Below are 25,906 nucleotides of genomic sequence, written 5' to 3' on the forward strand. Positions count from 1 at the left end.
GCCATAGCGTGGATTCCGTTCGAAAGGACCAGCGGCCTCCGGCCGCTCGAAAGGAGAATTCCGATGGCAAACGCATCGACAAAGAGCGCCACGCAGGACAAGACGCAGGCCAGCACGCGAGGACGCCGCCGGCCCGCGAAGGGTAGCGCCGGGGCAGCTCTGACCGACGAGCAGAACGCCGAGAGCGGCTTCCAGGCCTCGAAAGAACTCAGCGAGAACCTGCAGAAGGTGCTCGTCGATCTGCTCGAGCTGCAGCTGCAGGGCAAGCAGGCCCACTGGAACGTCGTGGGAACGAACTTCCGCGACACTCACCGCCAGCTCGACGACATCATCGAGGCGGCGCGCGGGTTCAGCGACACGGTCGCCGAGAGGATGCGGGCCCTCCACGCCGTTCCCGACGGTCGCTCCGACACGGTCGCCGAGACGACGACCCTGCCCGAGTTCCCGCACGGCGAGGTCGACACGACCGAGACGATCGACCTGATCACCGAGCGGCTCGAGGCGACGATCTCGACAGTGCGCGAGGTGCACGACCCGATCGATGACGAGGACCCGACGAGCGCAGACATCCTGCACGCCGTGCTCGAGAGCCTCGAGCAGTTCGCCTGGATGGTGAGCGCCGAGAATCGCACCCCCGCCACGTGAGCGGACCTCTGGTCACCACCGACGCTGACCTCGCGGTCCCGCTCGAAGACGGCGAGCCGGGTTCGGCCGCGCTGAGGGCGGAGACGACCCTGCGGTCGGTCGTGGCCTTCGGCACCCACGTCGATGCGACGATCGATTGGGCCGTCGAACTCGGCGGCGCTGTGCCGGTTCCGGGACGCGGGAGCACACGCGAACGCTGGGAAGCGCTCGCCACGGCGGCACGGGCGGATGTCGCGGGCGCGCGCATTCTCGAACCGCACCTGGACGCGCTCGCGATCCTGGCGGAGGCCTCGACACAGGGCCTGGTGACGACGGCCGACCTCGTCCGGATGGGCGCCGACGCGAATTCTTCCTGGGGCGTCTTCGCCGCCGAGGGTGACGGCGTCCGCCTGGAGGCACGCCAGGCGGAGGATGGGTCGTGGACGCTCAACGGCGTCAAGCCGTGGTGCTCACTCGCCGACTGCGTATCGCACGCGCTCGTCACCGCGTGGACGGGTCCGGGCGAGCGGCGCTTGTTCGTGGTGGCGATGCGGGACCCATCCGTTCGTCCGCAACGCGACACCTGGGTCTCGCGCGGACTCGCGCAGATCAGAAGCACGCCGGTCGAGTTCGACGACGCGGCCGCCCTCCCGGTCGGCGGCGATGGCTGGTACCTGCGGCGTGAAGGCTTCTGGTGGGGCGGCGTCGGCGTTGCCGCGTGTTGGTGGGGCGGCGCGCTCCCCCTGCTCGATGCCCTCGCCCACGCGGCCGCCCGCCCCGATGCGGATCAGCTCGCGCACACCTCCTACGGCGCCGCGGACGCGCGCCTCTGGGCTGCGCGTCTCGCGCTCGCCGACGCCGCACGGCTCGCGGATCGCATGGACCCGGTTCCCGCACGGCTGATCAGCGAACGCGTACGTGCAATCGTCGCCGACGCCGTCGAGACCGTGCTGACGATCGCCGATCGTGCACTCGGCCCCGCGCCCCTGGCATCCGACGAAGCGCACGCCCGCCGCGTCGGCGACCTGCGCATCTACCTGCGCCAACATCACGCCGAGCGGGACCTGGCTCGGCTCGGCCGGGCGTTGACGCAGTCCGATGCGTCCCCGCGGACGACGTGAGCGTCGCGTTCGACCATCGCGAGCCCGGCACACCCGAGTCGGAGTGGCAGCGTGCGCGTCCATGGGCGACCGCGCGCCCGCTTGATCTGGACGTCGACATCGACATCGACATCGACGTGCTGATCGTGCTGGCCGCGCACCCCGATGACGAAACACTGGGCGCCGGCGGCCTCATCGCGACGGCAGCGCTCCGCGGCATCCGCGTCGTCGTCGTGGTCGCGACGGATGGCGACGCTTCGCACCCTGATTCGCCGACGTGGCCGCGGCAGGCTCTTGCGCGCGAGCGCCGCGTCGAACTCACGCGGGCAATCGACCTGCTCGCTCCCGGAAGCGCCCTCCGCTTTCTCGGCCTGCCGGACGGCCAGCTCAGGGAGCACAGGAAGCGTCTGACACGACAGGTTCGTTCCGCGATCCTCGAGGAGACGACGGAAGACCCGCTGCGCACCCTGGTCGTCGCGCCCTGGCGCGGAGATGGGCACCGCGATCACCGCGTTCTCGGAGAGGTCGCCGAGGAGTTTTCCGCCGAACTCGGCCATCGGGCTCTGGGGTATCCGATCTGGTTCTGGCATTGGGCGCACCCGTCCGACACCGGCATCGGCACCGGCATCGCGACCGAATCCTGGACCGTGCTGACGCTCGGGAGGACCGCGCACGCGGCGAAACGCCGGGCGCTCACTGCGCACGCGACGCAGGTGCGCCCTCTCTCTTCGGCGCCCGGCGACGAGGCACTCATCCATGAAGGCATGCGCGCGCACTTCGAACGCGATGTCGAGGTGTTCGTGGTTCCCGCGTCGGGGGGCGGCGGGGCCGAAAGCCTCGCGCCCTCCTTCTTCGAGGACTTCTACGCGCGTCACGACGACCCGTGGGGGTTCGACACGCGCTGGTACGAAGAGCGCAAGCGGGCGCTCATGATGGCCGTTCTGCCCCGGGCGCACTTCCGTGACGTCCTCGAGCTCGGCTGCGCGACCGGGGCACTGACTGTCGAGCTGGCAACACGGGCCGATCGTGTACTCGGGCTCGACGCATCCGACGAAGCCCTCGCCCGCGCCCACGAGCGCCTGGAGCGGCAGGGCGACGCCGAACACGTCACGCTCGAGCGCGCCACCCTGCCCTCCGAGTGGCCGGAGGGCGAGTTCGAGCTGATCGTGATGTCCGAGATCGGTTACTACTGGAGCCGCTCAGACCTGCTCGATGCCGCGCGACGCACGGTCGCCAGCCTGTCCTCCGACGGCGTCCTGGTCGCGTGTCACTGGCGCCATGCCGTCGCCGAGTATCCGGGCACCGCCGACGACGTGCACGCGGCCCTCCGGGACCTGCCGGGCCTCCGGCTGTTGGCGCGGCACGAAGAAGAAGACTTCTTCCTCGACGTTCTGGTCCACAGCGGTACGCCGTCCGTGGCTCGTGCCGCCGGGCTCGTCTGATGACGGCACCTACGGCGATGGCGGTCGTCATCCCCGCGCACGACGAGGAAGAGTTGATCGGTGCGTGCCTGGACTCGATACGCGCCGCCGTCAGAGACGTGCGGCGCGTCGTCGGTCGCGCAGTATCTCGCGTGAGCGTGCATGCCGCGCTGGATGCCTGCTCCGACGCGACCGCACGGATAGCCCGGGCTGCGGCAGCGGACGTGATCGTTCCCGCGAGGCGGGGGGTCGGTGCTGCACGGGCTGCGGGTGTCGCCGCGGCTCTCGCGGCGCACGAGCACACGCCCCTGCGCCGCCTGTGGATCGCGCACACGGACGCCGACTCGGTGGTTCCCGCGAACTGGCTGACGCATCAGTGGGAGCTGGCCTCGGCGGGCGCGGATGTCGTGCTGGGCACCGTCCGGCCCGACTTCCGGGATCTTTCCGCCGAGCAGACGACGGCCTGGTGGGCGACGCACGTGCCGGGCACCGCCAACGGTCACGTGCACGGGGCGAACCTCGGCACGCGCGCGAGCATGCTCGTCGCGGCGGGCGGGTTCGAGCCGGTTCTTGAACACGAGGACGTCCTGCTCGTCGCCGAGGCGAGAGAGCGCGGCGCCCTGCTCGTAGCTTCTGACGAAGCCTGGGTGCAGACGAGCGGTCGCTCCGTCGGTCGCACATCAGGCGGGTACGCGGGGTATCTGCGCGAGCAGCTCATCCCGCTCGCCCTGTCTCGCGCGGCATACGCCCCGACCGCCTGAGCGTCGGCGAGAACAGGAGATCTCGCCGGAACAGGACGATCCTGCACATATCGTCCTGTTTCCGGCGGATCTCCTGTTCTCAGCGAAGAAGGACCCGCACCGCGCTGTGCGGTGCGGGTCCATCGAGTACGAGCGGGATCAGCCCAGGATGTCGCCGAGCATGCCGTCGACGTCGGAACCGATGTCTCCGGTGACACCATCGACGAGGTCACCCACCTCGGCGCCGATGTCACCCACTCCACCGATGTCGCCGATCGAGGTGTCGGTGTTGTTGCCCGATCCCACGGGCGCCTCAACAGGCGCCTCGACAGGAACATCGATGTCGTTGCCGGAACCGATGGGGGTGTCGTTGCCCGACAGCACGTCGCCGTTCAGCGAGTCGCTGACGACGGGTCCCTCCACCAAAGGAGCGTTGATGATGCCGCCGTCTACGCCGACGTTGCCGGCGTTCGTGTCGGGCGAAACCGTCAGGTCACCGGCCGAGACACCGGCGAGAAGGTCGTCGACGATGTCGAACATTCCCGTGACACTGGTCTGCGTCGACGTGTCTTCCGTGGTGGATTCCGCTGCGTTCGCGGGGATCGCGAAGCCGGCGACGGCGAGGGCCGCAGCTCCCAGTCCCGCGGCGCCCATCATTCCGATTCGAGTCGTGTTCTTGCGCATGAGATTTCTCCTTCACATCGCTTTCGTGACGTGCGACTTGCGCCGCACGAGGGGTCATCCGACGCAGGTCGATAATCGGATGGGTCCCGTCGGCGAACGGCGCCTTCGGGCGCACGGAGCGGCCCTCAGACTCCCGCAAAACGACGGGGATCGGCGCGTCTTCCTGGCAGGTTCGTGTGAGCGTCGATCCGCGCTCGTGCGAGATGCCTCAGGTAATGGCGGAGACGGCGCGGGCGATCACGAGCACCGACATGATGAACCCGGCGAGTGCTTCGACCGCCATGAACGCCTTCGCGCGGCGTGTGATCGGGAGCGCGTCTGCCGGCGAGAACGCCATGCCCGCCGTCAGCGAGATGTACAGGTAATCGAAGTAGCGGGGCCGCCACACCCCGAACCCCGGAGTCGAGTCCTGCGGAAAGATGAAATCGGCCTTCGTGACGTCACGCGTTCCCCGAGCACGGGCCACCGGGCCGCCGAGATCGAGCTCCCAATACAGCAGTCCGAACGCGATGGCGTTGGTCACCCACAGTTGCAGGGCGGCGAGCAGGATGCTGATGCCCTCGGCATCCGGGGCCGTCAGCAGTTCGTAGACCAGCTGCACGAGCAGCGCCTGCGTCACGAGCAGCAGCAGAACCCCGAGGATCAGCGAGAACCAGCGGGACCAGGTCGTCTGCCGCACGAGATGGTGCGGGTTCAAGACGATCAACGGAATGACGAGCAGGGCACAGACACCGACGGCCACCCACCGCAACGGCTCCAGGAAGAAGCTCGGCAGCAGCAACCACAGCACGAGGACGGTGAGAACGCCGGCGATGGCCGGCCACCGGTGTTCGTACGGCGCCCTGGTCTCTTCCGCCGTGGTCATGCGCTCATTCTGTCGGAACGGCGGCTCGAACCCGCGCCGCCGTTCCGACAGGGGATGCGTTCAGCTCGCGAGCTGGTCGGCCTCGCGCAGGTGGCGGTACGAGCCCTTGAAATACAGCAGCGGCTCGCGCGTGTGCCACTCCGGCGCGCTCATCTCCACGACCTTGCCGATCACGATCAGGTGGTCTCCGGCGACGTATTCGTCCCAGAGCTCGCAGTCCACCCACATGAGGGTGTCGTGGATGACGGGATTGCCGGATGCGGCGGGTGTCCAGTCGATCCCGGCCCATTTGTCCGTTCCCTTGCGGGCGAACTGGTTCGAGACGTGGAGCTGATCGTGCGCGAGCACGTTGACGGCGAAGCGCCCGCTCTGCTTGATGCGCGGGTAGGTCGTCGACGTCAGCATGACGCTGAACGAGACGAGGGGCGGATCCATCGAAACGCTGTAGAACGACTGGCAGGTGAAGCCGACGGGTTCGTCCGCCTCCAGTCCGCTGATGACCGTGATGCCCGATGCGTAATGCCCGAGCGTGTCACGGAACAGTCGCGCGTCGATTGCGGTCGGCGCTGAGATGGGCGCCGGGGTGAGTGCTGACTCGTGCATGGTGTTCCTCCTATCGGTGACGACGCAATCGGGTTCAGGGGAGAGGTGCTGCCGTCGCGCCTGCCACGTGCGCCAGGCGCGCGAGGTTCGCCGCGTACTCTGCCGCAGCCGCGCCCACGACGTCCTCGAGCTGATCCATCTGGGTCAGCGAGAGGTAGAAGCCGCGACCCGGAACCATAGCGCCCAGCTCGACGAGCAGGGGCGCGAGGTTGTAGGTCGGACCCATCGCGTGGCTGAAGTCCGCGCCGGTGTGCACCGGGATCGCCGTGACGCCCGCCAGGCCGTTCGCCGGGTATCGGTCGAGAAACGCCTTGAGCAGACCCGTGTAGGTGGCCTTGTACGTCGGCGACGCGAAGACGACCAGGTCGCTCCCGGCGACGGAGGCGTTGAGGGCCGCCATCTCTTCCGAGGGCCAGGCGAAGATCTCGGCCGTGTGATCGGCGAGATCGATCACCTCGAGCGAGTACGCGCCGGGGGCGAGGAGCTTCTCGACGAGCAGCTCCGCGACCTTGCGCGTGCGGGATGCCGGCTTGGGATTGCCGACGACGATCGTGACTTTGAGCGACATTTCACTTCTCACATCTGTACCGATTGACAGGAAATCGAAGGTGTCGTGTCGCCGTGCACACGCATGCCAAGCCGGGAACGAGGCTGACGACGCCTTCACACCACCGGGATTTTTTGGCCCGGCGGGCCCGCAACGGCTTACGCTGCGACATCAGTATGCACGCGGTTTGTTTCGCGCGTGTCACAGATTCCCGAATATGGAAGGGCACATTACGCCGGGCGTCGCGAACACGGAGCCGCTGCCCGACACGGGGGATAGCGTGTGAGGATGACGACCGAATCCGAGCCGACCCCCGACCGGATCGCGCCCACCGAGGGCGCGACCGCGTTTCCCTCGCTGTCGGCCGACGACTTCAAGGCCGTGTTCCGCGGTCACCCGGGGGGCGTTGCCGTGATCACCGCCGACGATGGCACCGGTCCGGTCGCGCTGACCGCGACATCCGTCTCGTCCGTGAGCGCCGACCCGCCCCTCCTCGTGTTCTCGGTTTCCGCTCAGTCCTCGAGTGCCCGCGCCCTTGCGGCAGCCGACACCGTCGTTGTGCATCTGCTCGACGCTCAGGATCTGCCCCTCGCTCGATTGGGCGCAACGAGCGGCGTCGATCGTTTCGCCGACACCGATTCGTGGTCGCGTCTGGTCACCGGCGAACCGGTCTACCACGGCGTACGGGCGTGGATCCGCGGCGCCGTCGTGAACCGGATGGATGCCGGCGGCTCCACGATCTTCGCGGTGCATGCCCTGCAGTCCAGCCTGTCGCGGGATCCCGCGGTGGGCGAGGCGGGCGACGCGCTGGTCTACCACAACCGCACCTGGCATCGGCTCGGCGACCACTCGCGCATCGACTGAGCGCCGGCTCGGACCGACGGCGGCGTCGTGTCAACCCCCGTGACCGCAGGCGAGGTCCGCTCGTAGGTTGGGCACCATCCCGATGAGGAGGTGGCCCATGGCCGAAATTCGCGCACTCGCGCTCAACTGCACGCTGACGAAGTCCCCCGAGCCCTCGAGCACCGAGCTGCTCACGACCCAGATCCTGCAGGCCCTCGCCGATCTCGGCGCGCAGACAGCCCAGGTGCGTGTCATCGACGAGAACGTCGCACCCGGCGTCGAGAAGGACATGGGCGAGGGCGACGGTTGGCCGGGCATCCGGAAACAGATCCTGGCATCCGACATCGTCGTGATCTGCACGCCGATCTGGATGGGTCACATGTCGAGCGTCGCGCAGGGCGTGCTGGAGCGCCTCGACGCCGAGCTGTCCGAGACGGACGACGCGGGTCGCCCGATCCTCTTCGGCAAGGTCGCCGTGACCGGGATCGTCGGTAACGAGGACGGCGCACACAAGGCGACCGCTGACCTGTACCAGGGTCTCTCGGACGTCGGTTTCACCCTGCCGGCGCAGGGCGGCACGTACTGGGTCGGTGAGGCGATGCAGACGGTCGACTACCGGGATCTCGACGAGACGCCCGAGGCCGTGTCCAGCGCCACGACGACACTGGCCCGGAACGCCGTGCACCTGGCCACGCTGTTGCAGGAGCATCCGTACCCCTAAGTTCGAAAGCACCGAAGGTGCAGGGTCGAGAACGGGAGTCGGATATGAGTGATCCGTCGAGCTTCATCAACCCCGAGATTCCCCCGAGCGGAACCGGATGCGTCGAGTGCGACGACACGGGCAGTTGGTGGGTCCACCTGCGCCGATGCGCGGCGTGCGGCCACATCGGCTGCTGCGACGATTCGCTGGGCCGCCATGCGACGGCGCACTGGCAAGAGACCGGGCATCGCGTCATCCGCTCGTTCGAACCCGGCGAGGACTGGTTCTGGGACTACGAGACCGAGGCTGGGATCGACGGGCCCGACCTCGCTCCCCCGCAGGCGCATCCGGTGGATCAGACCGCGCCGGGGCCGGCGTCGCGCGTTCCCGGTGATTGGCGGCGCATACTCATGCGGCGAGCGCGCTAGCCAGAATCGCCTGCAGCACGACACCGGGGGATTCGATCGCGGCGAAGTGTCCGGCATCCGGCACACGTTGTTCACCGAAGGCCGGAATCGTCCGAGCGAACCACGCGCTGTCGGATTCGGATGAGAACGCGTCCCGCTGACCGCGCACCGAACGGACCGGGCACGTGATCCGCTCGAAGCGTCGCAGGTCATAACCCGCCACGGCACGGGCGGCGTGCACGAACGAAGCTGGCCGCAGCTCGTCGGCGAACGCGCCGATCACGCTCGCGTCGATCACACCCCGATCGGCGAACAGCGGGCTCGAGAGCAGACGAAGCATCCCGACGCGACGCAGACCCCGCACGATACCGATGCTCCCGAACACGTCGAGGATGCGCATCGCCAGCAGCATTCCCGCGAACCACGGCAGACGGATGCCGCCCCGCACCGGCCTTCGCACCGCTTCGACGACTGCGGGCCCCGTGGGAGAGACGAGCACGACGGATGCCGTCGCCTCCGGTGTGCGTGCGGCAAGATCCAGCGCCAGGAATCCACCGAGCGAATGGCCGACGAGACGCCAGCGCCGATAACCGAGGGCGAGCGCGATCTCGGCGATGGCCCCCGCGTATGCGCCGATGCTCGCCTCTCGCCAGTCGGGGGCCGCGGACTCGCCCCAGCCCGGCAGATCCGGAATGACCAGATCGACCAACGGCAGCCCGTGTTCGTCGGCGTAGGCGATCAGGGGCGTCCACGTCGTCCACGATCCGGCGGCGCCGTGCACGAGGATCGTCGCGGTGTTGCTCGAGCGGCGTCCCGACCTCACCACGACGCGTCCGAGCGATGTCTCGACGACGGCACGCTCGAGCCCGAGCGCCGTCTCGTCGAGGATCAGCTTCATACCCCCTATTCGGAGCGGCGGTCGACAGAGATTGGCGGCCCAGCGCGGAATGTCCACCGCGTGTCGGGCAGGTGTCGATCGCGCATCGGTCTTCACCAATTTCCCCGTCGCGCTCGAAAGCGTGTCACGCTGGGCCTAGGTAGACGTGTGACCGGGGTCCTCGACGTTTCCCTCCTGAGTAAGGAAGGGACCTCGACCATGGTCCAGAAGTTCATTCACAGAGGCGCTGTCCTCCTCGCGTCCGTCGCCGTCATCGGTGTTGCGATTCTCCCGACTGCGGCATACGCCGACACGACGATTGATGGCCCGATCGGCCTCGGCGTGGCAGAAACCTTCGCGGTCCTGGGTGGATCCGCCGTCACGGTCGCCGCCAGCGGCAGCCCGAATACCACAACAATCAGCGGAGACATCGGCATCAGCCCGACCGACTCGTACACCGGCGAGTCGAACGTGGTGCAGACGAACGGCACCGTATACCGCCCCGGGTCTCTGGCGGATCAGGCGCAGATCGACCTCACCACCGCGTACAACACCGCCGCGAGCTTGACGCCGATCCAGTCCGGCCTGACGGACCTCACCGGTCTGTCCCTTGTACCAGGTGTGTATTCGGGTGGCGCTCTCTCGGTTAACGGCAACCTCACGCTCGCCGGCGGTGACGCGGACTCGGTCTGGGTCTTCCAGGCATCGTCCTCCCTGATCATCGCGGGCGCCGCGACGATCACCGTGGATGCACCGGCGAACGCGTGCAACGTCTTCTGGCAGGTCGGCACCTCTGCCACCATCGGCGGCGGCGCGGACTTCGTCGGCACCGTCATGGCCGACCAGGCGATTTCCGTCGGGGCCAACGCCACCGTCGAAGGACGCCTGCTCGCGCGAATCGCGGCCGTCACGCTCGACAGCGACACGATCATCCGTCCCGTGGGATGCTCCGCCACCGGCGGCGCCGTCAGCACGAGCCCGACGATCACCTCCGCCGGCCCCACGGCGGGCACCGCGGGCACGCCGTACTCGTACACCGTCACCGCATCCGGAACGCCGACACCGACCTACACGATCACGGGCGGCACGCTGCCGACGGGCCTCGGCCTCGACGCCACCAGCGGCGTCATCTCGGGAACCCCGACCACCCCGGGCACATACACCTTCACCGTCACCGCCTCGAATGGCACATCAGCCGACGCCTCGGCGACGTACACCGTCGTGATCGCGACGCCCACGGTCGCCGCGCAGACCGTGGCGGCGGAGGCCGTGGCGGCGGGCGAGCAACTCGCGGAATCGGGCTCTGATCTGACCCTTCCGATCGTGCTCGGCGGCGCGCTACTAGCCGCCGGTGCGGCGTTCTTCTGCATCGCACGGGGCGCGCGAATCGCCCGGCGGCGCTAGGGTCGTCGCGGACCGGCCCCGCGGGTCGGTTCGTGGCACAGGCCTTGTCATTTATGACAGGCCTCTCATATAGTTCTCATGTACCTACCGGCTCTGGGGAGTTAACGGGGAGAAAGTGACGGCGTTGTATGTCGTCTATCGCCACGAGCGACCCTGTGCGCGTCACGCATCCCACGGAGGCGTGGGTTCGCGAGTACGCCGTCGAGCGGGCCGAGGGTACCTCGGCGCTCCGCGGACTCGTCGTCGGAGCCATATTCAGCCTTCCCCTGTGGGCACTCCTCATCGCGGGCGGCAACGCGCTGCTCTCACACCTGACCTGATCCCCCACACAACGAAGAAGCCCGCCGCAGAGGATGCGGCGGGCTTCTTTGTTTACGCGTCAGGCGTCGTACCTGCGGGCGTCAGACGCTGGCAGATGCCTCACGCTTGGGCAGCACCCATCCCCGGCGGGGGAAGTGGCACGTGTAGCCGTTCGGGATGCGCAGCAGGTAGTCCTGGTGCTCGGGCTCGGCCTCCCAGAACGGACCCGCGGGCTCGATCGTGGTGACGGCCTTGCCCGGCCAGAGACCCGAGGCATCCACGTCCGCGATCGTGTCGCGCGCAACGCTCTCCTGCTCGGCGGTGAGCGGGAAGATCGTGGAGCGGTAGCTCGAACCGATGTCGTTGCCCTGACGGTTCAGGGTCGACGGGTCGTGGATCTGGAAGAAGAACGCCAGGATGTCGCGGTACGTCGTCTGCGTCGGGTCGAACACGATCTCGACCGCCTCGGCGTGACCCGGGTGGTTGCGATAGGTCGCGTGCTCGTTCTGCCCACCCGTGTAGCCGACGCGCGTGTCAAGCACACCGGGCTGGCGGCGGATCAGGTCCTCCATGCCCCAGAAACAGCCGCCGGCGAGGACAGCCGTCTCGGTCCCGGGGGTGCGGGTGATGCTTCCGTCGTCGGTCATGATGCGTTCTCCTGAGTTGTCGTCGTGTTGTCGGTGTCGCCGAAGAGGGCGCGGAACTCACCGTAGCCCTCGGCCTCGAGCCGCGCGACGGGGATGAAGCGCATAGCGGCCGAGTTCATGCAGTAGCGTAGGCCGCCCGCCGCGCGGGGCCCATCGTCGAAGACGTGTCCGAGGTGACTGTCGGCTCCGCTGGAGCGCACCTCAGTGCGCTTCATCCAGAGCGTGCGATCGACCTTCTCGGTCACGGCCGCGGGATCGATGGGCCGGGTGAAGCTCGGCCAGCCGCTGCGGCTGTCGTACTTGTCGGTGGACGAGAACAAGGGCTGCCCCGATACGACGTCGACATAGATGCCCTGCTCGTGGTGGTCCCAATACTTGTTGCGGAAGGCGGGCTCGGTGCCCTCTTCCTGCGTCACCCGGTACTGCTCCGGGGTGAGACGCGAAAGCGCCTCGGGAGTCTTGCGATAGTCGTTCGCCACGGTTCCTCCTCGATCAGACGCGGCTGGCTGTCGCGTCATAGAAGAGAACGGATGAGTCCCCCGTTTTGGTCCCGCGAAGCTGTGAGCGAGCCGTGAGTTGTCTGCCCTGTTCACCCGGCCGCTTCGTGCACATCGCGCGCCTTCAGGGTGCGGAACGAGGACACCATGTTGGTGCCGAGCAGCACCTTGCCGCGCGAGTGCAGCTTCTGCAGGTCGGCGTACGCCTCCGAAATTCGGCGAAGGGGATAAATGCCCGAGACGAGCAGAGCCTCGGCCCAGGCCTCGGCAGAGGCGCCGTTCATCTCGCGACCCGCGAAGCGGATCGAACCCGCGGCCCGTACCCGCGGCGACCCCGGCAAGAGGCCCGAGATCGCCCGCCCGGTGACCGACTTGCCCGATCCGGACTCACCGACGATGCCGACGCGTTCGCCGTCGTGCACGGTGATGCTGACGTTGCTCACGGCCTCGACCTCGGTGCGGTCGCCGGTCGGCAGGTGCACCTTGAGGTTCTGCACCCGCAGGATGGGCTCGGCGTCCGCGACGCGTGTGTCGCGCTCGTCCTGCCGTTGCGTCGTGGTGAGAGACATCACTTCACCCGCCCGATCGTGGGGTTGAGGGCGTCGTTCAGGCCGTCACCGAGGATGTTGACGGCGAGCACGACGAGGAAGATGCACATGCCCGGGAAGAGCGCGAGCCACCACGCCTGCTGCATATAGGGCTGCGCGGAGTTCAGCAGCGCGCCCCAGCTGGGGCGGTTGGTGTCGCCGATACCGAGGTACGCCAGGCCCGACTCGACCAGGATGGCGCGGCCGACAGTCATGCTCGTCGCCACCAGCACAGGCGGCATCGCGTTGGGAATGACGTCCGACCACAGGATGCGGATGCCTCCGAAACCGGCGGCCTTCGCGGATTCGACGTAGCCGAGCTTCGAGATCCGCATGGCTTCGGCCCGGACGATCCTGGCCCCGCTCGGCCACATCGTGATCGCGAGGATCGCGACGATGATGACGATGTTCGATCCGAGCAGCGCCGCCGCTACGAGCGCGAGGATCAGTCCCGGGAGCACCTGGAAGAACTCGGCGACCTTCACCAGGGCGGTGTCGATGAACCCGCCGTAGTACCCGGCGAGGCCGCCCACGATGATCCCGATCGTCATGCACAGCACCGCGACGCTGAAGCCGACGAGCAGCGAGATCTGGCCGCCGTAGACGACCCGCGCAAGGTAGTCACGGCCGAGGGCGTCGGTGCCGAGGGGGAATTCACCGCTCGGGGGCAGCAAAGGTGGGTTGCCGGTCGAGACCGGGCTGCCCACGAAGTACGGACCGACCACCGAGACGATGACGAAGATCAGCAGAAGCGGAAGGAAGATCAGGGTGGAGGGCTTCCGCAGGAAGATCCCCCAGACGGAGGGTCTGCTCGCGACCCGCCCCTCCGTGGGTGCCGGGGGAACGCCGCCCACCGGTGCGTCAGCGCCGAGCTCGATTGCCTCGCCTGTCGTGGTCATGCGGACACCTCGACCTTTCGCGTGCTGCTGATCTTTCGAGTGAGTTGCGACCGCAGGCGCGGATCGACGAGGCCGTAGACGAGGTCCGTGAGGATGTTGACGATGATGATCGTGACCGTGAGGACGATCACGACTCCCAGCACGACCTGGTTGTCCTGCCGCCCGATCGCGTCGATGAAGAGAAGTCCCATGCCGGGCCAGCCGAACACGCGCTCAACGAGCACCGACCCCGCGAGGATGAACCCGAGGCTGTAGCCCGAGATCGTGACCATGGGAAGCAGGGCGTTGGGCAGCGCGTGGCGCCAGAGCACGCGCCGCGGCGTGAGGCCCTTCGAACGGGCTGTGTCGATGAAGTCCTGGCTGAGCGACTCGATCATCGATGCCCGCATGATGCGCGTCTTGTAGGCGACCTCGCTCGTGGCCATCGTGATGATCGGCAGCACCATGTACTGCAGCGCGATGCCCTCCTGCCCGTACGGCGCCTTGCCCTGCGTCGGCAGCCAACCGAGCGTGAGCGAGAAAATCATGATGAGCATCATGCCGAGCCAGAAGTTCGGCACCGAGAACAGGGCGACGGCCGCGCCCGAGATGCCGCTGTCGAGCCAGCGGCGGCGGGTGCGTGCCGCGATCGACCCCAGGATGACGCCGAGGGTGGTCGAAATCAGGAACGACGGGACCGCGAGCGCCAGGGTGTTGCCGGCTCGACCGAGGATGAGTTCGAGCACCGGCTCGTTCGTCCCGAACGAGTATCCGAGGTTTCCGGTGAACACGTTCCCGAGGTAGATCAGATAGCGCTCCCAGAGCGGCTTGTCGAGTCCGAACGCCGCCGTGATCTGCGCCTCGAAGGCGGGCGAGATGGGGACATCGCCGACGAGGCTCTGGATGGGATTGCCGGGGGCGAGTTCGAGCAACAGGAACAGCACGGTGATCACGGCGACGAAGAGCAGCACCGAAGAGATGAGCAACCGGGCGATGCGTCCGACGAGTGCACGCATCAGCGGCCCTCCCCCGCGTCATCCCCGTCGTCCGGTCCGCTCAGGGGAAACGAACTGTTCCCGCCACCGTCGATCTGCATCGTCTGGGCCGTCACGTGACTCGTCCGCTCGTCGGCGAAGAAGGCCACGGCGTTCGCGATGTCGACGGGCATCCCGACCTTGCCGACCGCGACCTTGCGGGCGCTCGCGCGGAGGTGCTCCTCGCGGTCCGTGTCGCGCCTTCCGAGCATCGAGCGGCTCGTGCCGACCAGGCCTGGGGCGATCGCATTCACCGTGATGCCCCACCGTGCGACATCCATCGACAGGGCGCGCGTGAGACCCAGGATGCCGGCCTTCGCCGCCGAGTAGGGTACGGAGCGCGGCGCCGCGGTGATGGCCGCCATGGAAGAGATGTTGATGATGCGGCCGTAGCGGCCTCGCCGCATGAGTGCGACGCCCGCCTGGCACATCAGGAACGTTCCGGTGAGGTTGACGCGGATGAGTTCGTTCCAGGCCTCGAGGCTCAGCTCGCCGATATCGGCGCGATCGGCCCCTGGGGTGCTGCGGCATTGTTCACGAGCACGTCGAGGCGACCGAAGCGTTCGTCGACCGTCTCGAGCATGCGGGTGACGTCCGCCGGGTCGCCGATGTCTCCGACGAGGGCGACGGCGGTCCGGCCTTCCGCCTCGAGTGACGCGACGAAGACATCGATACCGCTGCCCGGTGCGGCATCCGCATCCCCCTGATTGCGAACCCCACCCGGCTCCCGATCCGTCACGACCACCGCGAAACCGTCGTCTGAGAGGCGGCGCGCGATGGCCTGCCCGACTCCGTCGGATTTGCCACAGCCCGTGATGAGGGCGACGCGAACGTCGAGCATCGGATCTCCTTTGATTCACCGCTCTGAGAACAGTGGAATCACCCTCGTCGCCGATGCGGGCGCGCTCAACGCCGCATTCCGCGGGACGGAAACTTTCAGTCCCGCTGAATGGGCGTGGGCGGACGCGCTCACTTCTCCATGCGAAAGGACGCAACACACCGCTCTAGGTCACGCACCACGGCGGGCTGCATGGGTGCGCAGCTGTCAACAACCCGCGGGGTCGGCATCCGTCGCGGGCGAGGCATTCTCGCGCTTCATGCGCTCGCGCGTGCCGCCATCGACAGTCGTGCCCACGCGCGTCGAGGTGTAGATCGAGCCGGTCGTCTCGGGGGCGGGGTCGCCCTTCGCGGACTCGGCGTCGATGATCTTTGCCGACACGCTCTTCGTCAGGTCCGGAGCCAGCCGGTGCGAGACATCCGCTCCGCGGGCTTTCCACCCGACGGGCTGACGTTCACGGGGATTGACGCATGCCTCGACGATCGCGTCGACGACCTCGGCCGGATCGTCCATCGCGGCCATGCGAGCGGTGCGCCCCGTGTAGTTCGCCGCGTGGTCCCACCAGGGCGTGTCGATGGCCCACGGCATGACCGTCCCCACCTTTATGGTGTCGGAGTGTCCCGCGAGGCGAAGCTCCTCGTTCAGTGAGCGGCTGAGGCTGAGGACGGCGGCCTTGGAAGCCGCGTAGCTCGACTGGTACGCCAGCGGCACCTCGCTCTCCACCGATCCGATGTTCACAAGCACGCCCGCGCCGCGATCCAGGAAGTGCCGCAGCGCCACGTGCGCCCCGTTCATCAGGCCGGTGACGTTCACGTCGATGACGCGGGAGTGGTCTTCCATCGGGACGTCCCAGAAGAACCCGAGTGCTCCGATCCCGACGTTGTTGACCCATACGTCGAACCCGCCGAACCGCTCGATGGCGGTCTCGGCGATGACGCGGACGTCCGTGATCGAGCTGACATCCGCCGCGACGGCGACTGCGTCGCCACCATGAGCCACTATCTCGGCGACGAGTTCATCGAGCACGTCGCCGCGTCGAGCCGCAACCACGACCCGAGCGCCGAGTTCCGACAGCCGCAGCGCCGTGCCCCGCCCGAGTCCGCTGGTGGCGCCGGTGACGACCACGGTCTTGCCTGCGATGTCTGCTCCACGCGAGCTCATGCGGTGTTCCTTTCCCCGATGCCTACGACGCTAGGCGTACCCTCGCGCCACCGTGGGCCCTTGACGTCGAGGGTGGCTCAGGGGTACAGGCGCCCACGCCGATCACGCGGCTCCGGCGGGGGCGGGACCTCCTTTGCCGCGACGATCGCGGATCGGGGGATGCGCACGATCCCCCGTTTGCCGTCCACCACCACCGTTGTCGCGTCCTCGCTCAGCAGCACGCCCAGCGCATCCGTCGCCTGCCCCGAGGGCAGTAGGTAGCGCACGACCACCCGTCGTCCGGGCGCCGGGAGCATCACCAGGCTCCGGGCGCGTAGTCCTTCAGGAACACCCCGAACAGGTCCTCGCCGGCCTCGCCGCGGACGATCGGGTCGTACACGCGAGCGGCACCGTCGACGAGGTCGAGGGGTGCGTGGAACCCCTCTTCGGCGAGGCGCACCTTTGTGGGGTGCGGGCGCTCGTCGGTGATCCATCCGGTGTCGACGCTCGTCATCAGGATGCCGTCGGTCTCGAACATCTCGCGGGCGCTCGTGCGCGTGAGCATGTTGACGGCGGCCTTGGCCATGTTGGTGTGCGGATGGCCCGGGCCCTTGTAGCCGCGACCGAACACCCCTTCCATGGCGCTGACGTTGACGATGTACGTGCGCGGCGCGGGGCTCGCGGCGAGCGCAGGCCTCAGCCGCGAGACGAGCAGGAATGGCGCGGTCGTGTTTGCGAGCTGCACCTCGAGCATCTCGAGCGGATCGACCTGGTCGACGCGTTGGGTCCACGAGTTGATGTGGTCGAGGTCGGGCACGAGTCCGCCCGCGTCTATCGCGGTTCCGGCGGCGAGCCGATCGAGTGAGCTCGACCCGGCGGCCATCGCCTGCTCGGTCAGCTCGTCGGCGCGCGAGGCCGCCGCGGCGAGGATCGGATGAGCCGTGACCGAGCGCTCGAGCGCCTGCGGGTGCGGATCGTTCGTGTGGCCGAACGTGATCAGCTCGGGCAGCGGGCCATCCGGCAGCGGCGCGAGTTCGGCGTCGACGAGTGGCTGGTACGCCCCCGGCGAGCGCCGGACGGTCTGGGTCGCGTTGTTGATCAGGATGTCGAGGGTTCCCGCCGCCGCGACGTCGTCGGCGAGCCCGATGACCTGTGCGGGGTCGCGCAGATCGATGCCGACGATCTTCAGCCGGTCGATCCACTCGGCCGAGTCGGGAAGGCTGCTGAAGCGCCGCACAGCGTCGCGGGGGAAGCGCGTCGTGATCGTCGTGTGGGCACCGTCACGCAGCAGGCGCAGGGCGATGTACATGCCGATCTTCGCTCGGCCGCCGGTCAGCAGCGCGCGCCGGCCGGTGAGGTCGGTGCGGGCGTTGCGCTTGTCGTGGCTCATCGCCGCGCATTCGGGACAGAGCTGGTGGTAGAACGCATCCACGAGTGTGTACGGCTTTTTGCAGATGTAGCAGCCGCGCGCCTTCATGAGAGTGCCCGCTGTCGGTGCGGTGGTCGCGGTGCTGATCGGGATGCCGCGGGTTTCGTCGTCGATCCGGTCGGGCGCGCCTGTCGCGGTGGCGGCGACAACCTCGCGGTCGGCCTGCGCGATCGCATCGCGGATCTCGCGCCGACGGACCTTCTTGACGGCCTTGAACATCGCCGCCGTCGCTTGGCGGACCGAGACGTAATCCGGATGCGTCTGATCGACGTCCGACATCCCGGCGAGTACCTTCAGCGTGATCGCGAGTTCTGCGGGGTCGATGCCGCTCGGGGGCGGATCGGGAAGGGCGGAGGTCTCGTCGGGCACACGCGATTCTACGTCGGTCTGCGCCGACGGGCCGTGCCCCGCCACGATCGCGAACTGTCGCGACCTGTTAGCGTGCGTGGATGTCCGCAGCCCGCAGCATCCGCGTCTCGGCGGCCGTCATCACCGACGCCGCGGGTCGACTGCTCGTGGTCCGGAAGACGGGCACGACCGCGTTCATGCAGCCGGGTGGCAAGCCCGAGGCGGGCGAGAGCGCCGCCGAGACCCTGTCCCGCGAGTTGGCGGAAGAGGTCGGCATCCGGGTGGCGCCCGGCGACCTGCGTCCGCTCGGCGAGTTCACCGCCGCCGCCGCGAATGAGCCGGGTTTCGAGGTGGTGGCGGATGTCTTCGGCGCCGACATCGGCGATCAGGAGCCGAAAGCTGCGGCCGAGATCGCGGAGTTGCTTTGGATCACCCGCGACGATGCGGATGCGCTCGAAATCGCCCCGCTCGCCCGCGAGTACTTCCTGCCCGCGGAGATCTAGCCCGGCTGATTCGCTTGCCGGACGTGTAGCGTCAGCCACACAGGGTCACCGCGGCTCTCGAAGGAGCACGTCCATGGGTGACAAGTCCGCGCGTAAAGAAAGCGGCAAGACCGCAGCTTCCAAGACCCTCAAGGAGAAGCGCACCGCGAAGGCCGACAAGAAGGCCGCGAGCAGCCGGGTCGAGAACACCGACGCCGTGACGCGGGTCAAGAACCGCTAGCCGAGAACAGACCTACGGCACGAGCGCGTGATCATGCACTGCTGAGCTCGCGCTCGCGCCGTTCAGGTCGAGGTAGACCTGCCGCTCCATGACCGAAAGGGTCATCGTGTTGCGGCGGGCGAGCGCGGCAACCGCGTCGTCGATGAATCCCGGGTCGAAGCTGTGCAGCGTGATCGTGTCAACGCGGTGGATCGGCTTGCCCGCCAACGCTGCAAGAACCTTCGCGGGATCCCGGTGCGTGTAGACCGTGGTGCGGTCGGCGAGCTTGCTGCCGTAGTGCAGGCGCGCCGCATCCGGGGCACCGATCTCGATCCAGGCCGTGATGTGCCCGGTCATGTCGCGCACGAGCACGGCGGGTTCATCCGTCGACGAGATCCCCTCGCTGAACGTGATGCCCTCTTCGAACTCGAGCAGATACGCCAGCACGCGCGTCATCATGTAGGCGTCGGTTTCGGACGGATGCCTCGCCACCCGAAGCGTCACCTCGTCGTAGACACCGCGGTCGACATCGGCGAGTTGCACCGCGAACGTGTGGATTACTGCGCCTGCGGCCATAGCGTCCGAGTCTACGTCCGAGATATCCGCCCGACTGATTCGCTCCGGCCCTAGCGCGGGCAGGACCGGGAACGCCAGGGTGAAATGACACCCGCGAGAGGACACCACTGACATGTGGACGCAAGACATTGATCCGCTCGATTCCATCGCCCTATCTGCTCTCGTGGCAGCCATCCCGATCGTCGTGTTCCTGGTGTGCCTGGTCGCGCTGCGCCTGAAGGGCATCTACGCGGCCCTGATAGCCCTCGCGGTCGAGATCGTCATTGCCCTCTGGGTGTTCGGCATGCCCGTCACGGCCGCCGGGGGCGCGGGTCTGCTCGGGCTGCTCACGGCCATCTGGCCGATCGCCTTCATCATCGTGATGGCGGTGTGGCTGTACCGGCTGGCGGTGGCGAGCGGACGCTTCGATGTCATCCGCGGCTCGATCGGCGGTATCTCGCCCGATCAGCGCATCCAGGTGCTTCTGATCAGCTTCGCGTTCGGCGCCTTCCTCGAGGGCGCGGCCGGATTCGGCGTGCCCATCGCGATCTGCGCCGCCCTGCTCGTACAACTCGGATTCCGCCCCGTTAAGGCCGCGATGATCTCACTCGTCGCCAATGCGGCCGCCGGCGCGTACGGGGCGATCGGCATCCCCGTGATCGTTGCGTCGCAGGTAAGCGGCATCCCCGTGATGGAGCTGTCGCAGGCGCTCGTCCTGCTGCTGCAGCCGCTGACCCTGCTCATCCCGTTCCTGCTCGTCATGATCCTGGACGGCTGGAAGGGGCTGCGCGAATCCTGGCCCGCCGCGCTCGTCGCGACCCTGGTGTTCAGCGGCGTGCAGGGATCGATCCTGTGGTTCCTCGGACCCGAACTCGCCGATATCGGCGCGGGCTTGGCCACCATGGTCGCCATCTTCGTCTTCGGGCGGGTGTGGCAGCCGAAGCACATCTTCCGCGAGGACGGCGGCACGGCACCCGCGCCCACGCGCTATTCGCTCGGGCAGATCGTGGCCGCCTGGAGCCCCTTCTACATCCTCACCGCGTTCGTCGCCGTGTGGAGCATCCCGGCGTTCAAGGCCCTGTTCGCGCCCGACGGCGCCCTGGCGGCGACCGTCCTGATGTTCCCCATGCCGGGGCTGACGGACGCCGTCTCACCGCTGCCGGCAACCCTGTCACCGCGACGTGGAACTTCACCCCGATCAATGCCACGGGCACCGCGATCCTTCTCGCCGTGATCGTCTCGTTCCTGGTGATGCCGACCATGAAGGTTCGAGATCTTTTCGGTCAACTCGGTAAGACGCTCGCCGAGCTCTGGCAGGCGCTGGCACTGATCGCGGTCATCCTGGTGCTGGCGAACATCGCGAACTTCTCGGGCGGTACGACCTCCATGGGCGTCGCGCTCGCGGCGGTCGGTCCGATCTTCCCGCTGATCGCCCCGATCATCGGATGGATCGGGGTGTTCCTGACCGGCTCCGTGGTCAACAACAACACCCTCTTCGCACCCCTGCAGGTCGCGACGGGCGAGCGGATCGACGTGTCACCTGGCCTCCTGGTCGCCGCGAACACGGCCGGTGGCAACACGGCCAAGGTCATCTCGCCGCAGTCCATCGCGATCGCGGCGGGAGCCGTCGGGCTGTCGGGGCGCGAGGGCGAGATCCTGCGTGCGTCGATTCTCTACAGCCTCGGAATGCTCGCGTTCATCTGCATCTGGAACTTCGTGCTCTCACTGCTCGTGTGACGGGACGCACGAACCGCGACATCAGCGCGTCGAGGGCAGGTGTGTGACTTCCATCTCGGGAGCGCCGCCAGTTCTCGACGCGGCTCCGACTTCCGCCTCGATCGACGGCGGAGCCGCTGCATACGCCGACGACAGGCGCCGGTACGGCTTCGACACGAACGCGAGCAGCACGACGACGAGCAGCACGGCGCTCGCGGCCACGAACGCCAGCGCGATACCTCGGGCCTCTCCCGGGCCGAGCAGCCATCCGAGCGAGTCCTGACCCTCTTGCGTGTTCATGAACGGGATGAGCCAGAACTGCGCGAGGGGTCCGATCAGGAACGACGACAGGGGCGCCACCGCGGACTCGATGCTCGCGGCGAACCCGAAGACGCGGCCCTGCTTCTCGAACGGCACAACCCGCTGGATGATCGTCTGCTCGGCCGCCTCGGCGATGGGCATCAGGCACATGAACACCAGGATCCCGAGCCCGTAGAGCCACCACCACTCGCGGATCGCGAAGGTCATGCCGAGCAGCGCGATGCCGATGTTGACCAGGAGCATCGTGCGGACCGGGTTCTTGCCCAGCCCGAACTTCGCGACGAGCGCGCCACCGAGGATGAACCCGATGCTCGTGACGCCGAGCACCACGCCCCACACCTCGACCGAGAAGAGGGTCAGCCCGTACGGGTCCATCAGGGCCATGAACACGCCGCCGACGAGGTTGTTGAACGTCGAGAACAGGATCAGGGCGAGGAGCCCCGGCACCACGACGATCGCGGGGATGACGCCGCGGAATCCGAAGTCCTTCGGTGCGCCCTCGACGCGCGCGATGCCGCGCTCGGGGATCGGCACGAAGAAGAGGTGGCAGAGCGCGAGTGCCGTCGCGACGATCGCGATCACGACGGTCCAGCCCATGCCGAGCAGCCCGACCGACAGACCCGAGAACACGCTCGTCACCATGAACGCGATGCCCTGCACGGCCCCCACGAGCCCGTTCGCGCGGTCGCGGCGATCGGAGGGCACGAGCAGCGTGACCGTCGTCGAGAGCGCGATGTTGCGGAGGTTCTCGACCACACCGCCGACGAGGATGACGCCCGCGAACACCCAGAACCAGGGGCCACCCCAGTCGACGAGCACGTTCTCCGGGAACGACAGGTACAGCGCACCCGCGAGCAGATATGTGACGAGCGTGATCATGCTCGACAGCACCATCACGGCCTTCTTCTTGGTGCGGTCGACGATCACCCCGAACACGACGCCGAAGACGGCGACCAGCAGCATGTACGACCCACCGATGATCGCGGTCGCGAGCACCGACCGCGTTTCGAGATAGGCCCAGAACGTCAGGGCCCACCACAGGTAGCTCGAGGTCACGTTCGCGATCGCGGTGTTCGCGAGCACCTGATAGAACGCGCGCACCGTGCCGTGATTTTGGAGGGCAGCGGCGCCTGCGACGGGTTCGGTCATGCGGATTCCTTCTTCGGTCTCAAGCTTGTCGTGTCGTGAAATCGTCGGCAGATCGCCGGAGAGGTCTAGTCTGGATGTGTACACCGTTCACATCACTTGCTCACACCGTACACACCCGACATAACGGACGCAATGGCGAAACGACAGACGACTCAGGCGCGGACCTATCATCATGGTGACCTCCGACACGCGCTCGTCGTGGAGGGCGTGCAGCGCGCCCGCGCGGGGGGCTTGGACGCCGTGACGATGCGCGAGGTGACCCGTGCCGTCGGGGTCTCGCCGAACGCCGCCTACCGACACTTCGCGGATCGTCAGGACCTCATCCGCGCCGTGGCGGCCGAGGCTCAACTCGCACTCGCCCATGCGATCCGTGCCCGTATCGACGCGGCTCCCTCCGGTCTCTCCCCCGCCGACGCCGCGGTTGAGCGTCTGCGCCGAATCGGGCTCGCGTACATCGACTTCGCACGCACGGAGCGCGGATGGTTCACGCTGGCATTTGCGGTACAGGATGAGCAGCCGAGCGCCGGAATCGTGACGCTCGACGATGAGGTCGTACCGCCGTTCCAGCTGCTGCTCGATGCGCTCGACACCATGCGCGACACGGGCGCCCTCGATCCGGAGCGCCGCCCCCACGCTGAGTGGGCGTGCTGGGCAGCGGTCCACGGGTTCGCAGAGATCGCCGTGCACGGGCCTCTGCAGTGGCAGCCCGAGCCCGTGATCGATGCGCTCGCCGCCGCGGTCGTCGAGGCTGCCATCACCGGGGCGCGGGGCGCACCGGCCCCGACGCCCGAACGCTGAGGCACACTGGATCGCATGGCCGACCACAGCGAAAGCACGAAGACGTGCGCATCCTGCGGCCGTGAAATGCAGTGGCGAGCCAAGTGGGCGAAGAATTGGGACGCCGTGAAGTATTGCTCGGATGCCTGTCGCACCCGCGGTGTCACGACCCAGGACCGCGAGCTCGAGCGAACCATCCTGACGTTGCTCGCCAACCGAGCCGCCACCTCGACGATCTGCCCGTCGGATGCTGCGCGCGCGATCGGTGGCGAAGAGTGGCGCGATCTGATGGAGCCCGCGCGCCGCGCCGCCCGCCGACTCGTCGTGGCGGGCGAGGTTGACATCACCCAGCGCGGCCAGGTCGTCGACCCCTCGACCGCGAAGGGGCCGATCCGAATCCGACGCCACCGCGCCTGAGCGAGCGCGGCTAGGCGGGCCGCGCGACCTGGTTTGCGGACAGAGCGGCGACGACGTCGCCGTGACGCGACAGTTCGAGGTAGCGGGCCACGGCATCCCGACTCTTGGTCAGGCAGGCGAGCCGCTCCTCGAGCGCCTCGAGTTCGCCCGCGAGTTCTTCGGCGAGCGCGAGCGAGCATTCGGGTGGCGACTCGAGTTCGCACTGGCGCTCGATGTCGAGCACGACGCGCGCCATCCGTGTCGACAGCCCCGCCTGCACAAGGCCTCGAACACGCAGCGCCCGCTGCACGTCCGCCTCGTCGTAGGCGCGATAGCCGTTGAGGGCACGCTCGGATTCCAGCAGCCCCTGCTGCTCGTAATACCGCAGCATCCGAGGCGGGATTCCCGTCCGCGCGGACAGCTCGCCGATCTTCACGAGACCCTCCACCGGTCGGAGATTGACATTGACATTGATGTCAGAGTTTAGCCTGGGTGCATGAGCACCTCAACGGCCGCGGCCCAGACGTCCGCGCCCGTCTCCCGATTCCCCCTTCGCGCCCTGCTGTTGCTGAGCTTCGGCGTGCTCGTGACGGTCACCGCCGAGTCGCTACCCGCCGGTCTGATGCCGGAGCTTTCGGCCGACCTCGGTGTGTCGTCCGCCCAGATCGGATTGCTCATCTCGGTATGGGCGTTGACCGTCATCGTCACGAGCATCCCTCTCACTCGCGCGACCGCTCGATTCGACCGCCGGCTCGTGATCGCCGTTGCCCTGGCCGCCTTCGCGCTCGCGAACGTCGCAACCGCGTTCGCTCCGGGGTACGAATTCGCCTTCGCGACGAGGATCCTGGCCGCGATAGCGCACGGCGCCTTCTGGGCGGTCGTCATGGTCTACGCCACCGCCCTGCTTTCTCCGGCGCACCTCGGTCGGGGGCTGGCAATCGTGACCGGCGGCGGCACCGCCGCCACGATCATCGGGCTTCCCCTCGCGACCCTGGTCGCACAGGGCCTCGGATGGCGCGCAGCCTTTGTCGGGTTGGGTGCCATCGCCCTCCTGCTCGGCGCCGTCGTTGTGCTGAAGATGCCCCCGTACCTGGCGTCAACCGCGACGCACGGCGAGCGGTCGAGCGTGTTCCGCGACCCGTCCCTGCCCGCCCTGGCGGCGTTCGGCATCGTCGCCGTCCTGATCGCGACGGCGCAGTTCGCGTCGTTCACCTACATCCGGCCCTACCTCGAGGTATCCGCGTCCATCGAGGCCGGGTGGGCCGCCGGGCTGCTGTTCGTGTATGGCGCCGCGGGTCTGCTCGGCGTCGTCGCGGCCGCGGTGGCGGCGGACCGGTACCCGCGTGGGTCGCTGCTGGTGGTCCTGATCGTTCTCGTCTCGGCCTTCGTCGCGCTGACCGTCGCCTCACGCAGCCTTCCGACGGTCATCGTCGCGCTCATGGTGTGGGGATTCGCCCTCGGCGCGGTCTTCCCGCTGCTCCAAACGATCCTGATGCGCACCTCGACCCCGCGCACACGCAACCTCGCGGGAGCGGGGATCGTGGTGCTCTTCAATCTCGGGATCGCCGCGGGGCCGGCCATCGGAGCGGTCGTCGGCGGCGCAGAGTCTCCCACCTCGATCACCGCGGCCTCTGCCGTGGCCATCCTGATCGCCGCGGGCTTCGCCCTTGCAGGTTTCGGCCTCGGTCGACGCCGCGACCGACGAGCAAGCGCCCAGTAGTCGACGCGGCACCCCAGACAGGCCAGGATGGGGCGATAGCCACTCCGGAAAGGGTGA

At 68.0% G+C, this 25,906-nt stretch carries 32 protein-coding genes and 1 pseudogene; 15 read left to right on the top strand and 18 right to left on the bottom strand.

The genetic code is table 11. The features are described 5' to 3' along the window. Window positions 1–63 precede the first annotated feature (63 nt). From CGU34_RS14260 to CGU34_RS14275, 4 genes are read left to right on the top strand one after another with little or no spacing between them, the layout of a single operon-like run. The gene (locus CGU34_RS14260) at window positions 64–645 is read left to right on the top strand and encodes a Dps family protein (protein WP_100814461.1); all 582 of its coding nucleotides are present in this window, start codon (window positions 64–66) and stop codon (window positions 643–645) included. Then, entirely contained in the window at window positions 642–1,745 is a 1,104-nt protein-coding gene (locus tag CGU34_RS14265; protein WP_232711690.1) for an acyl-CoA dehydrogenase family protein, read from the top strand. The genes CGU34_RS14260 and CGU34_RS14265 overlap by 4 nt, the downstream gene beginning before the upstream one ends. After that, complete coding sequence (locus CGU34_RS14270) at window positions 1,742–3,166, top strand: bifunctional PIG-L family deacetylase/class I SAM-dependent methyltransferase (RefSeq protein ID WP_100814462.1); 1,425 nt, start codon at window positions 1,742–1,744, stop codon at window positions 3,164–3,166. The genes CGU34_RS14265 and CGU34_RS14270 overlap by 4 nt, the downstream gene beginning before the upstream one ends. Beyond that, window positions 3,166–3,906, top strand: a complete 741-nt coding sequence (locus CGU34_RS14275) for a glycosyltransferase (protein WP_232711691.1) — start codon at window positions 3,166–3,168, stop codon at window positions 3,904–3,906. Before CGU34_RS14270 ends, CGU34_RS14275 begins: the two co-directional genes overlap by 1 nt. Window positions 3,907–4,044: 138 nt before the next feature. Here the strand turns inward: CGU34_RS14275 and CGU34_RS14280 are convergent, their stop codons facing one another. The 4 genes from CGU34_RS14280 to CGU34_RS14295 all read right to left on the bottom strand — a co-directional run bounded on the left by CGU34_RS14280 (window position 4,045) and on the right by CGU34_RS14295 (window position 6,605). Continuing rightward, the gene (locus tag CGU34_RS14280) at window positions 4,045–4,569 is read right to left on the bottom strand and encodes a hypothetical protein (RefSeq protein WP_100814464.1); all 525 of its coding nucleotides are present in this window, start codon (window positions 4,567–4,569) and stop codon (window positions 4,045–4,047) included. A 208-nt stretch (window positions 4,570–4,777) separates the two neighbouring features. Further along, a complete protein-coding gene (locus tag CGU34_RS14285; protein WP_100814465.1) occupies window positions 4,778–5,434 on the bottom strand; it encodes a DUF1345 domain-containing protein in 657 nt (218 codons plus the stop codon). Window positions 5,435–5,494: 60 nt separating this feature from the next. Further along, window positions 5,495–6,037, bottom strand: a complete 543-nt coding sequence (locus CGU34_RS14290) for a flavin reductase family protein (RefSeq protein ID WP_198517826.1) — start codon at window positions 6,035–6,037, stop codon at window positions 5,495–5,497. 34 nt (window positions 6,038–6,071) lie between these two features. Then, entirely contained in the window at window positions 6,072–6,605 is a 534-nt protein-coding gene (locus CGU34_RS14295; protein ID WP_100814466.1) for an NADPH-dependent FMN reductase, read from the bottom strand. Window positions 6,606–6,872: 267 nt separating this feature from the next. Here CGU34_RS14295 and CGU34_RS14300 point away from each other — a divergent pair, with 267 nt between their 5' ends. The 3 genes from CGU34_RS14300 to CGU34_RS14310 all read left to right on the top strand — a co-directional run bounded on the left by CGU34_RS14300 (window position 6,873) and on the right by CGU34_RS14310 (window position 8,555). Beyond that, window positions 6,873–7,448, top strand: coding sequence for a flavin reductase family protein (locus CGU34_RS14300; RefSeq protein ID WP_100814467.1), 576 nt, complete (start codon window positions 6,873–6,875; stop codon window positions 7,446–7,448). Window positions 7,449–7,545: 97 nt separating this feature from the next. Then, on the top strand, window positions 7,546–8,148 hold the full coding sequence (locus tag CGU34_RS14305) for a flavodoxin family protein (RefSeq protein ID WP_100814468.1): 603 nt from the start codon (window positions 7,546–7,548) through the stop codon (window positions 8,146–8,148). 44 nt (window positions 8,149–8,192) lie between these two features. After that, the gene (locus tag CGU34_RS14310) at window positions 8,193–8,555 is read left to right on the top strand and encodes a UBP-type zinc finger domain-containing protein (RefSeq protein ID WP_100814469.1); all 363 of its coding nucleotides are present in this window, start codon (window positions 8,193–8,195) and stop codon (window positions 8,553–8,555) included. Here CGU34_RS14310 and CGU34_RS14315 read toward each other — a convergent pair. After that, a complete protein-coding gene (locus CGU34_RS14315) occupies window positions 8,536–9,432 on the bottom strand; it encodes an alpha/beta fold hydrolase (protein WP_100814470.1) in 897 nt (298 codons plus the stop codon). The two genes, CGU34_RS14310 and CGU34_RS14315, sit on opposite strands and share 20 nt — an antisense overlap. Before the next feature lie 198 nt (window positions 9,433–9,630). On the opposite strand from CGU34_RS14315, the gene CGU34_RS14320 reads away from it, so the two are divergent. Further along, window positions 9,631–10,815: an ice-binding family protein gene (locus tag CGU34_RS14320; RefSeq protein WP_100814471.1), complete on the top strand. Its 1,185-nt coding sequence runs from the start codon at window positions 9,631–9,633 to the stop codon at window positions 10,813–10,815. A 128-nt stretch (window positions 10,816–10,943) separates the two neighbouring features. Beyond that, window positions 10,944–11,135, top strand: coding sequence for a hypothetical protein (locus CGU34_RS14325; protein ID WP_100814472.1), 192 nt, complete (start codon window positions 10,944–10,946; stop codon window positions 11,133–11,135). A gap of 81 nt (window positions 11,136–11,216) precedes the next feature. Here the strand turns inward: CGU34_RS14325 and msrA are convergent, their stop codons facing one another. From msrA to CGU34_RS14375, 10 genes are all read right to left on the bottom strand, one after another. Further along, window positions 11,217–11,762, bottom strand: a complete 546-nt coding sequence (msrA, locus tag CGU34_RS14330; RefSeq protein WP_198517827.1) for a peptide-methionine (S)-S-oxide reductase MsrA — start codon at window positions 11,760–11,762, stop codon at window positions 11,217–11,219. After that, window positions 11,759–12,241 carry a peptide-methionine (R)-S-oxide reductase MsrB gene (gene msrB, locus CGU34_RS14335; protein ID WP_100814474.1) on the bottom strand — a complete coding sequence of 161 codons (483 nt, stop codon included), beginning with the start codon at window positions 12,239–12,241 and terminating at the stop codon, window positions 11,759–11,761. The genes msrA and msrB overlap by 4 nt, the downstream gene beginning before the upstream one ends. A gap of 110 nt (window positions 12,242–12,351) precedes the next feature. Next, window positions 12,352–12,828, bottom strand: a complete 477-nt coding sequence (locus CGU34_RS17450) for an ATP-binding cassette domain-containing protein (protein WP_100814475.1) — start codon at window positions 12,826–12,828, stop codon at window positions 12,352–12,354. Next, complete coding sequence (locus CGU34_RS14345) at window positions 12,828–13,745, bottom strand: ABC transporter permease (protein WP_051513690.1); 918 nt, start codon at window positions 13,743–13,745, stop codon at window positions 12,828–12,830. The genes CGU34_RS17450 and CGU34_RS14345 overlap by 1 nt, the downstream gene beginning before the upstream one ends. After that, the gene (locus CGU34_RS14350; protein WP_051513692.1) at window positions 13,742–14,740 is read right to left on the bottom strand and encodes an ABC transporter permease; all 999 of its coding nucleotides are present in this window, start codon (window positions 14,738–14,740) and stop codon (window positions 13,742–13,744) included. Before CGU34_RS14350 ends, CGU34_RS14345 begins: the two co-directional genes overlap by 4 nt. Next, complete coding sequence (locus CGU34_RS17575; RefSeq protein ID WP_100814533.1) at window positions 14,740–15,255, bottom strand: SDR family NAD(P)-dependent oxidoreductase; 516 nt, start codon at window positions 15,253–15,255, stop codon at window positions 14,740–14,742. Before CGU34_RS17575 ends, CGU34_RS14350 begins: the two co-directional genes overlap by 1 nt. After that, window positions 15,243–15,599, bottom strand: a complete 357-nt coding sequence (locus CGU34_RS17580) for an SDR family NAD(P)-dependent oxidoreductase (RefSeq protein WP_100814476.1) — start codon at window positions 15,597–15,599, stop codon at window positions 15,243–15,245. The genes CGU34_RS17575 and CGU34_RS17580 overlap by 13 nt, the downstream gene beginning before the upstream one ends. 204 nt (window positions 15,600–15,803) lie before the next feature. Next, on the bottom strand, window positions 15,804–16,757 hold the full coding sequence (locus CGU34_RS14365; RefSeq protein ID WP_100814477.1) for an SDR family NAD(P)-dependent oxidoreductase: 954 nt from the start codon (window positions 16,755–16,757) through the stop codon (window positions 15,804–15,806). A 77-nt stretch (window positions 16,758–16,834) separates the two neighbouring features. Then, window positions 16,835–17,053, bottom strand: coding sequence for a putative acetyltransferase (locus CGU34_RS14370; protein ID WP_036299811.1), 219 nt, complete (start codon window positions 17,051–17,053; stop codon window positions 16,835–16,837). Then, window positions 17,053–18,534 (bottom strand): SDR family oxidoreductase, encoded by a 1,482-nt coding sequence (locus tag CGU34_RS14375; protein WP_100814478.1) that lies wholly within the window; start codon window positions 18,532–18,534, stop codon window positions 17,053–17,055. The genes CGU34_RS14370 and CGU34_RS14375 overlap by 1 nt, the downstream gene beginning before the upstream one ends. Window positions 18,535–18,614: 80 nt before the next feature. On the opposite strand from CGU34_RS14375, the gene CGU34_RS14380 reads away from it, so the two are divergent. Together CGU34_RS14380 and CGU34_RS17055 are read left to right on the top strand one after the other, a co-directional pair. Then, entirely contained in the window at window positions 18,615–19,016 is a 402-nt protein-coding gene (locus CGU34_RS14380) for an NUDIX hydrolase (protein WP_100814479.1), read from the top strand. Window positions 19,017–19,089: 73 nt separating this feature from the next. Continuing rightward, the gene (locus CGU34_RS17055) at window positions 19,090–19,236 is read left to right on the top strand and encodes a hypothetical protein (protein ID WP_157811334.1); all 147 of its coding nucleotides are present in this window, start codon (window positions 19,090–19,092) and stop codon (window positions 19,234–19,236) included. Window positions 19,237–19,248: 12 nt separating this feature from the next. Here the strand turns inward: CGU34_RS17055 and CGU34_RS14385 are convergent, their stop codons facing one another. After that, window positions 19,249–19,791, bottom strand: a complete 543-nt coding sequence (locus CGU34_RS14385) for a YaeQ family protein (RefSeq protein ID WP_100814480.1) — start codon at window positions 19,789–19,791, stop codon at window positions 19,249–19,251. Between the two features lie 112 nt (window positions 19,792–19,903). Between CGU34_RS14385 and CGU34_RS14390 the strand changes: the two are divergent. Continuing rightward, a pseudogene (locus tag CGU34_RS14390) lies at window positions 19,904–21,507 on the top strand (L-lactate permease). 21 nt (window positions 21,508–21,528) lie between these two features. On the opposite strand, the gene CGU34_RS14395 reads toward CGU34_RS14390, so the two are convergent. Beyond that, complete coding sequence (locus tag CGU34_RS14395) at window positions 21,529–22,956, bottom strand: MFS transporter (protein ID WP_100814481.1); 1,428 nt, start codon at window positions 22,954–22,956, stop codon at window positions 21,529–21,531. A 132-nt stretch (window positions 22,957–23,088) separates the two neighbouring features. Here CGU34_RS14395 and CGU34_RS14400 point away from each other — a divergent pair, with 132 nt between their 5' ends. Beyond that, a complete protein-coding gene (locus tag CGU34_RS14400; protein ID WP_036299821.1) occupies window positions 23,089–23,754 on the top strand; it encodes a TetR/AcrR family transcriptional regulator in 666 nt (221 codons plus the stop codon). 15 nt (window positions 23,755–23,769) lie between these two features. Beyond that, window positions 23,770–24,150, top strand: a complete 381-nt coding sequence (locus CGU34_RS14405; RefSeq protein WP_100814482.1) for a DUF2256 and DUF3253 domain-containing protein — start codon at window positions 23,770–23,772, stop codon at window positions 24,148–24,150. 10 nt (window positions 24,151–24,160) lie between these two features. Here the strand turns inward: CGU34_RS14405 and CGU34_RS14410 are convergent, their stop codons facing one another. Further along, entirely contained in the window at window positions 24,161–24,565 is a 405-nt protein-coding gene (locus CGU34_RS14410; RefSeq protein ID WP_100814483.1) for a MerR family transcriptional regulator, read from the bottom strand. A gap of 60 nt (window positions 24,566–24,625) precedes the next feature. On the opposite strand from CGU34_RS14410, the gene CGU34_RS14415 reads away from it, so the two are divergent. Then, on the top strand, window positions 24,626–25,849 hold the full coding sequence (locus tag CGU34_RS14415) for an MFS transporter (RefSeq protein WP_100814484.1): 1,224 nt from the start codon (window positions 24,626–24,628) through the stop codon (window positions 25,847–25,849). Window positions 25,850–25,906 lie beyond the last annotated feature (57 nt).

The organism is Microbacterium lacus (assembly GCF_002812805.1).
Taxonomy (GTDB): Bacteria; Actinomycetota; Actinomycetes; order Actinomycetales; family Microbacteriaceae; genus Microbacterium; species Microbacterium lacus_A.

What these genes read in the sequence shown, in the direction of transcription:
- CGU34_RS14260 (WP_100814461.1), top strand. Translation starts at nt 64, where the DNA reads ATGGCAAACGCATCGACAAAGAGCGCCACGCAGGACAAGACGCAGGCC.
- CGU34_RS14275 (WP_232711691.1), top strand. Translation starts at nt 3,166, where the DNA reads ATGACGGCACCTACGGCGATGGCGGTCGTCATCCCCGCGCACGACGAG.
- CGU34_RS14280 (WP_100814464.1), bottom strand. Translation starts at nt 4,569, where the DNA reads ATGCGCAAGAACACGACTCGAATCGGAATGATGGGCGCCGCGGGACTG.
- CGU34_RS14285 (WP_100814465.1), bottom strand. Translation starts at nt 5,434, where the DNA reads ATGACCACGGCGGAAGAGACCAGGGCGCCGTACGAACACCGGTGGCCG.
- CGU34_RS14290 (WP_198517826.1), bottom strand. Translation starts at nt 6,037, where the DNA reads ATGCACGAGTCAGCACTCACCCCGGCGCCCATCTCAGCGCCGACCGCA.
- CGU34_RS14295 (WP_100814466.1), bottom strand. Translation starts at nt 6,605, where the DNA reads ATGTCGCTCAAAGTCACGATCGTCGTCGGCAATCCCAAGCCGGCATCC.
- CGU34_RS14300 (WP_100814467.1), top strand. Translation starts at nt 6,873, where the DNA reads ATGACGACCGAATCCGAGCCGACCCCCGACCGGATCGCGCCCACCGAG.
- CGU34_RS14305 (WP_100814468.1), top strand. Translation starts at nt 7,546, where the DNA reads ATGGCCGAAATTCGCGCACTCGCGCTCAACTGCACGCTGACGAAGTCC.
- CGU34_RS14310 (WP_100814469.1), top strand. Translation starts at nt 8,193, where the DNA reads ATGAGTGATCCGTCGAGCTTCATCAACCCCGAGATTCCCCCGAGCGGA.
- CGU34_RS14315 (WP_100814470.1), bottom strand. Translation starts at nt 9,432, where the DNA reads ATGAAGCTGATCCTCGACGAGACGGCGCTCGGGCTCGAGCGTGCCGTC.
- CGU34_RS14320 (WP_100814471.1), top strand. Translation starts at nt 9,631, where the DNA reads ATGGTCCAGAAGTTCATTCACAGAGGCGCTGTCCTCCTCGCGTCCGTC.
- CGU34_RS14325 (WP_100814472.1), top strand. Translation starts at nt 10,944, where the DNA reads ATGTCGTCTATCGCCACGAGCGACCCTGTGCGCGTCACGCATCCCACG.
- msrA (WP_198517827.1), bottom strand. Translation starts at nt 11,762, where the DNA reads ATGACCGACGACGGAAGCATCACCCGCACCCCCGGGACCGAGACGGCT.
- CGU34_RS17450 (WP_100814475.1), bottom strand. Translation starts at nt 12,828, where the DNA reads ATGTCTCTCACCACGACGCAACGGCAGGACGAGCGCGACACACGCGTC.
- CGU34_RS14345 (WP_051513690.1), bottom strand. Translation starts at nt 13,745, where the DNA reads ATGACCACGACAGGCGAGGCAATCGAGCTCGGCGCTGACGCACCGGTG.
- CGU34_RS14350 (WP_051513692.1), bottom strand. Translation starts at nt 14,740, where the DNA reads ATGCGTGCACTCGTCGGACGCATCGCCCGGTTGCTCATCTCTTCGGTG.
- CGU34_RS17580 (WP_100814476.1), bottom strand. Translation starts at nt 15,599, where the DNA reads ATGCTCGACGTTCGCGTCGCCCTCATCACGGGCTGTGGCAAATCCGAC.
- CGU34_RS14365 (WP_100814477.1), bottom strand. Translation starts at nt 16,757, where the DNA reads ATGAGCTCGCGTGGAGCAGACATCGCAGGCAAGACCGTGGTCGTCACC.
- CGU34_RS14370 (WP_036299811.1), bottom strand. Translation starts at nt 17,053, where the DNA reads ATGCTCCCGGCGCCCGGACGACGGGTGGTCGTGCGCTACCTACTGCCC.
- CGU34_RS14380 (WP_100814479.1), top strand. Translation starts at nt 18,615, where the DNA reads ATGTCCGCAGCCCGCAGCATCCGCGTCTCGGCGGCCGTCATCACCGAC.
- CGU34_RS17055 (WP_157811334.1), top strand. Translation starts at nt 19,090, where the DNA reads ATGGGTGACAAGTCCGCGCGTAAAGAAAGCGGCAAGACCGCAGCTTCC.
- CGU34_RS14385 (WP_100814480.1), bottom strand. Translation starts at nt 19,791, where the DNA reads ATGGCCGCAGGCGCAGTAATCCACACGTTCGCGGTGCAACTCGCCGAT.
- CGU34_RS14395 (WP_100814481.1), bottom strand. Translation starts at nt 22,956, where the DNA reads ATGACCGAACCCGTCGCAGGCGCCGCTGCCCTCCAAAATCACGGCACG.
- CGU34_RS14400 (WP_036299821.1), top strand. Translation starts at nt 23,089, where the DNA reads ATGGCGAAACGACAGACGACTCAGGCGCGGACCTATCATCATGGTGAC.
- CGU34_RS14405 (WP_100814482.1), top strand. Translation starts at nt 23,770, where the DNA reads ATGGCCGACCACAGCGAAAGCACGAAGACGTGCGCATCCTGCGGCCGT.
- CGU34_RS14415 (WP_100814484.1), top strand. Translation starts at nt 24,626, where the DNA reads ATGAGCACCTCAACGGCCGCGGCCCAGACGTCCGCGCCCGTCTCCCGA.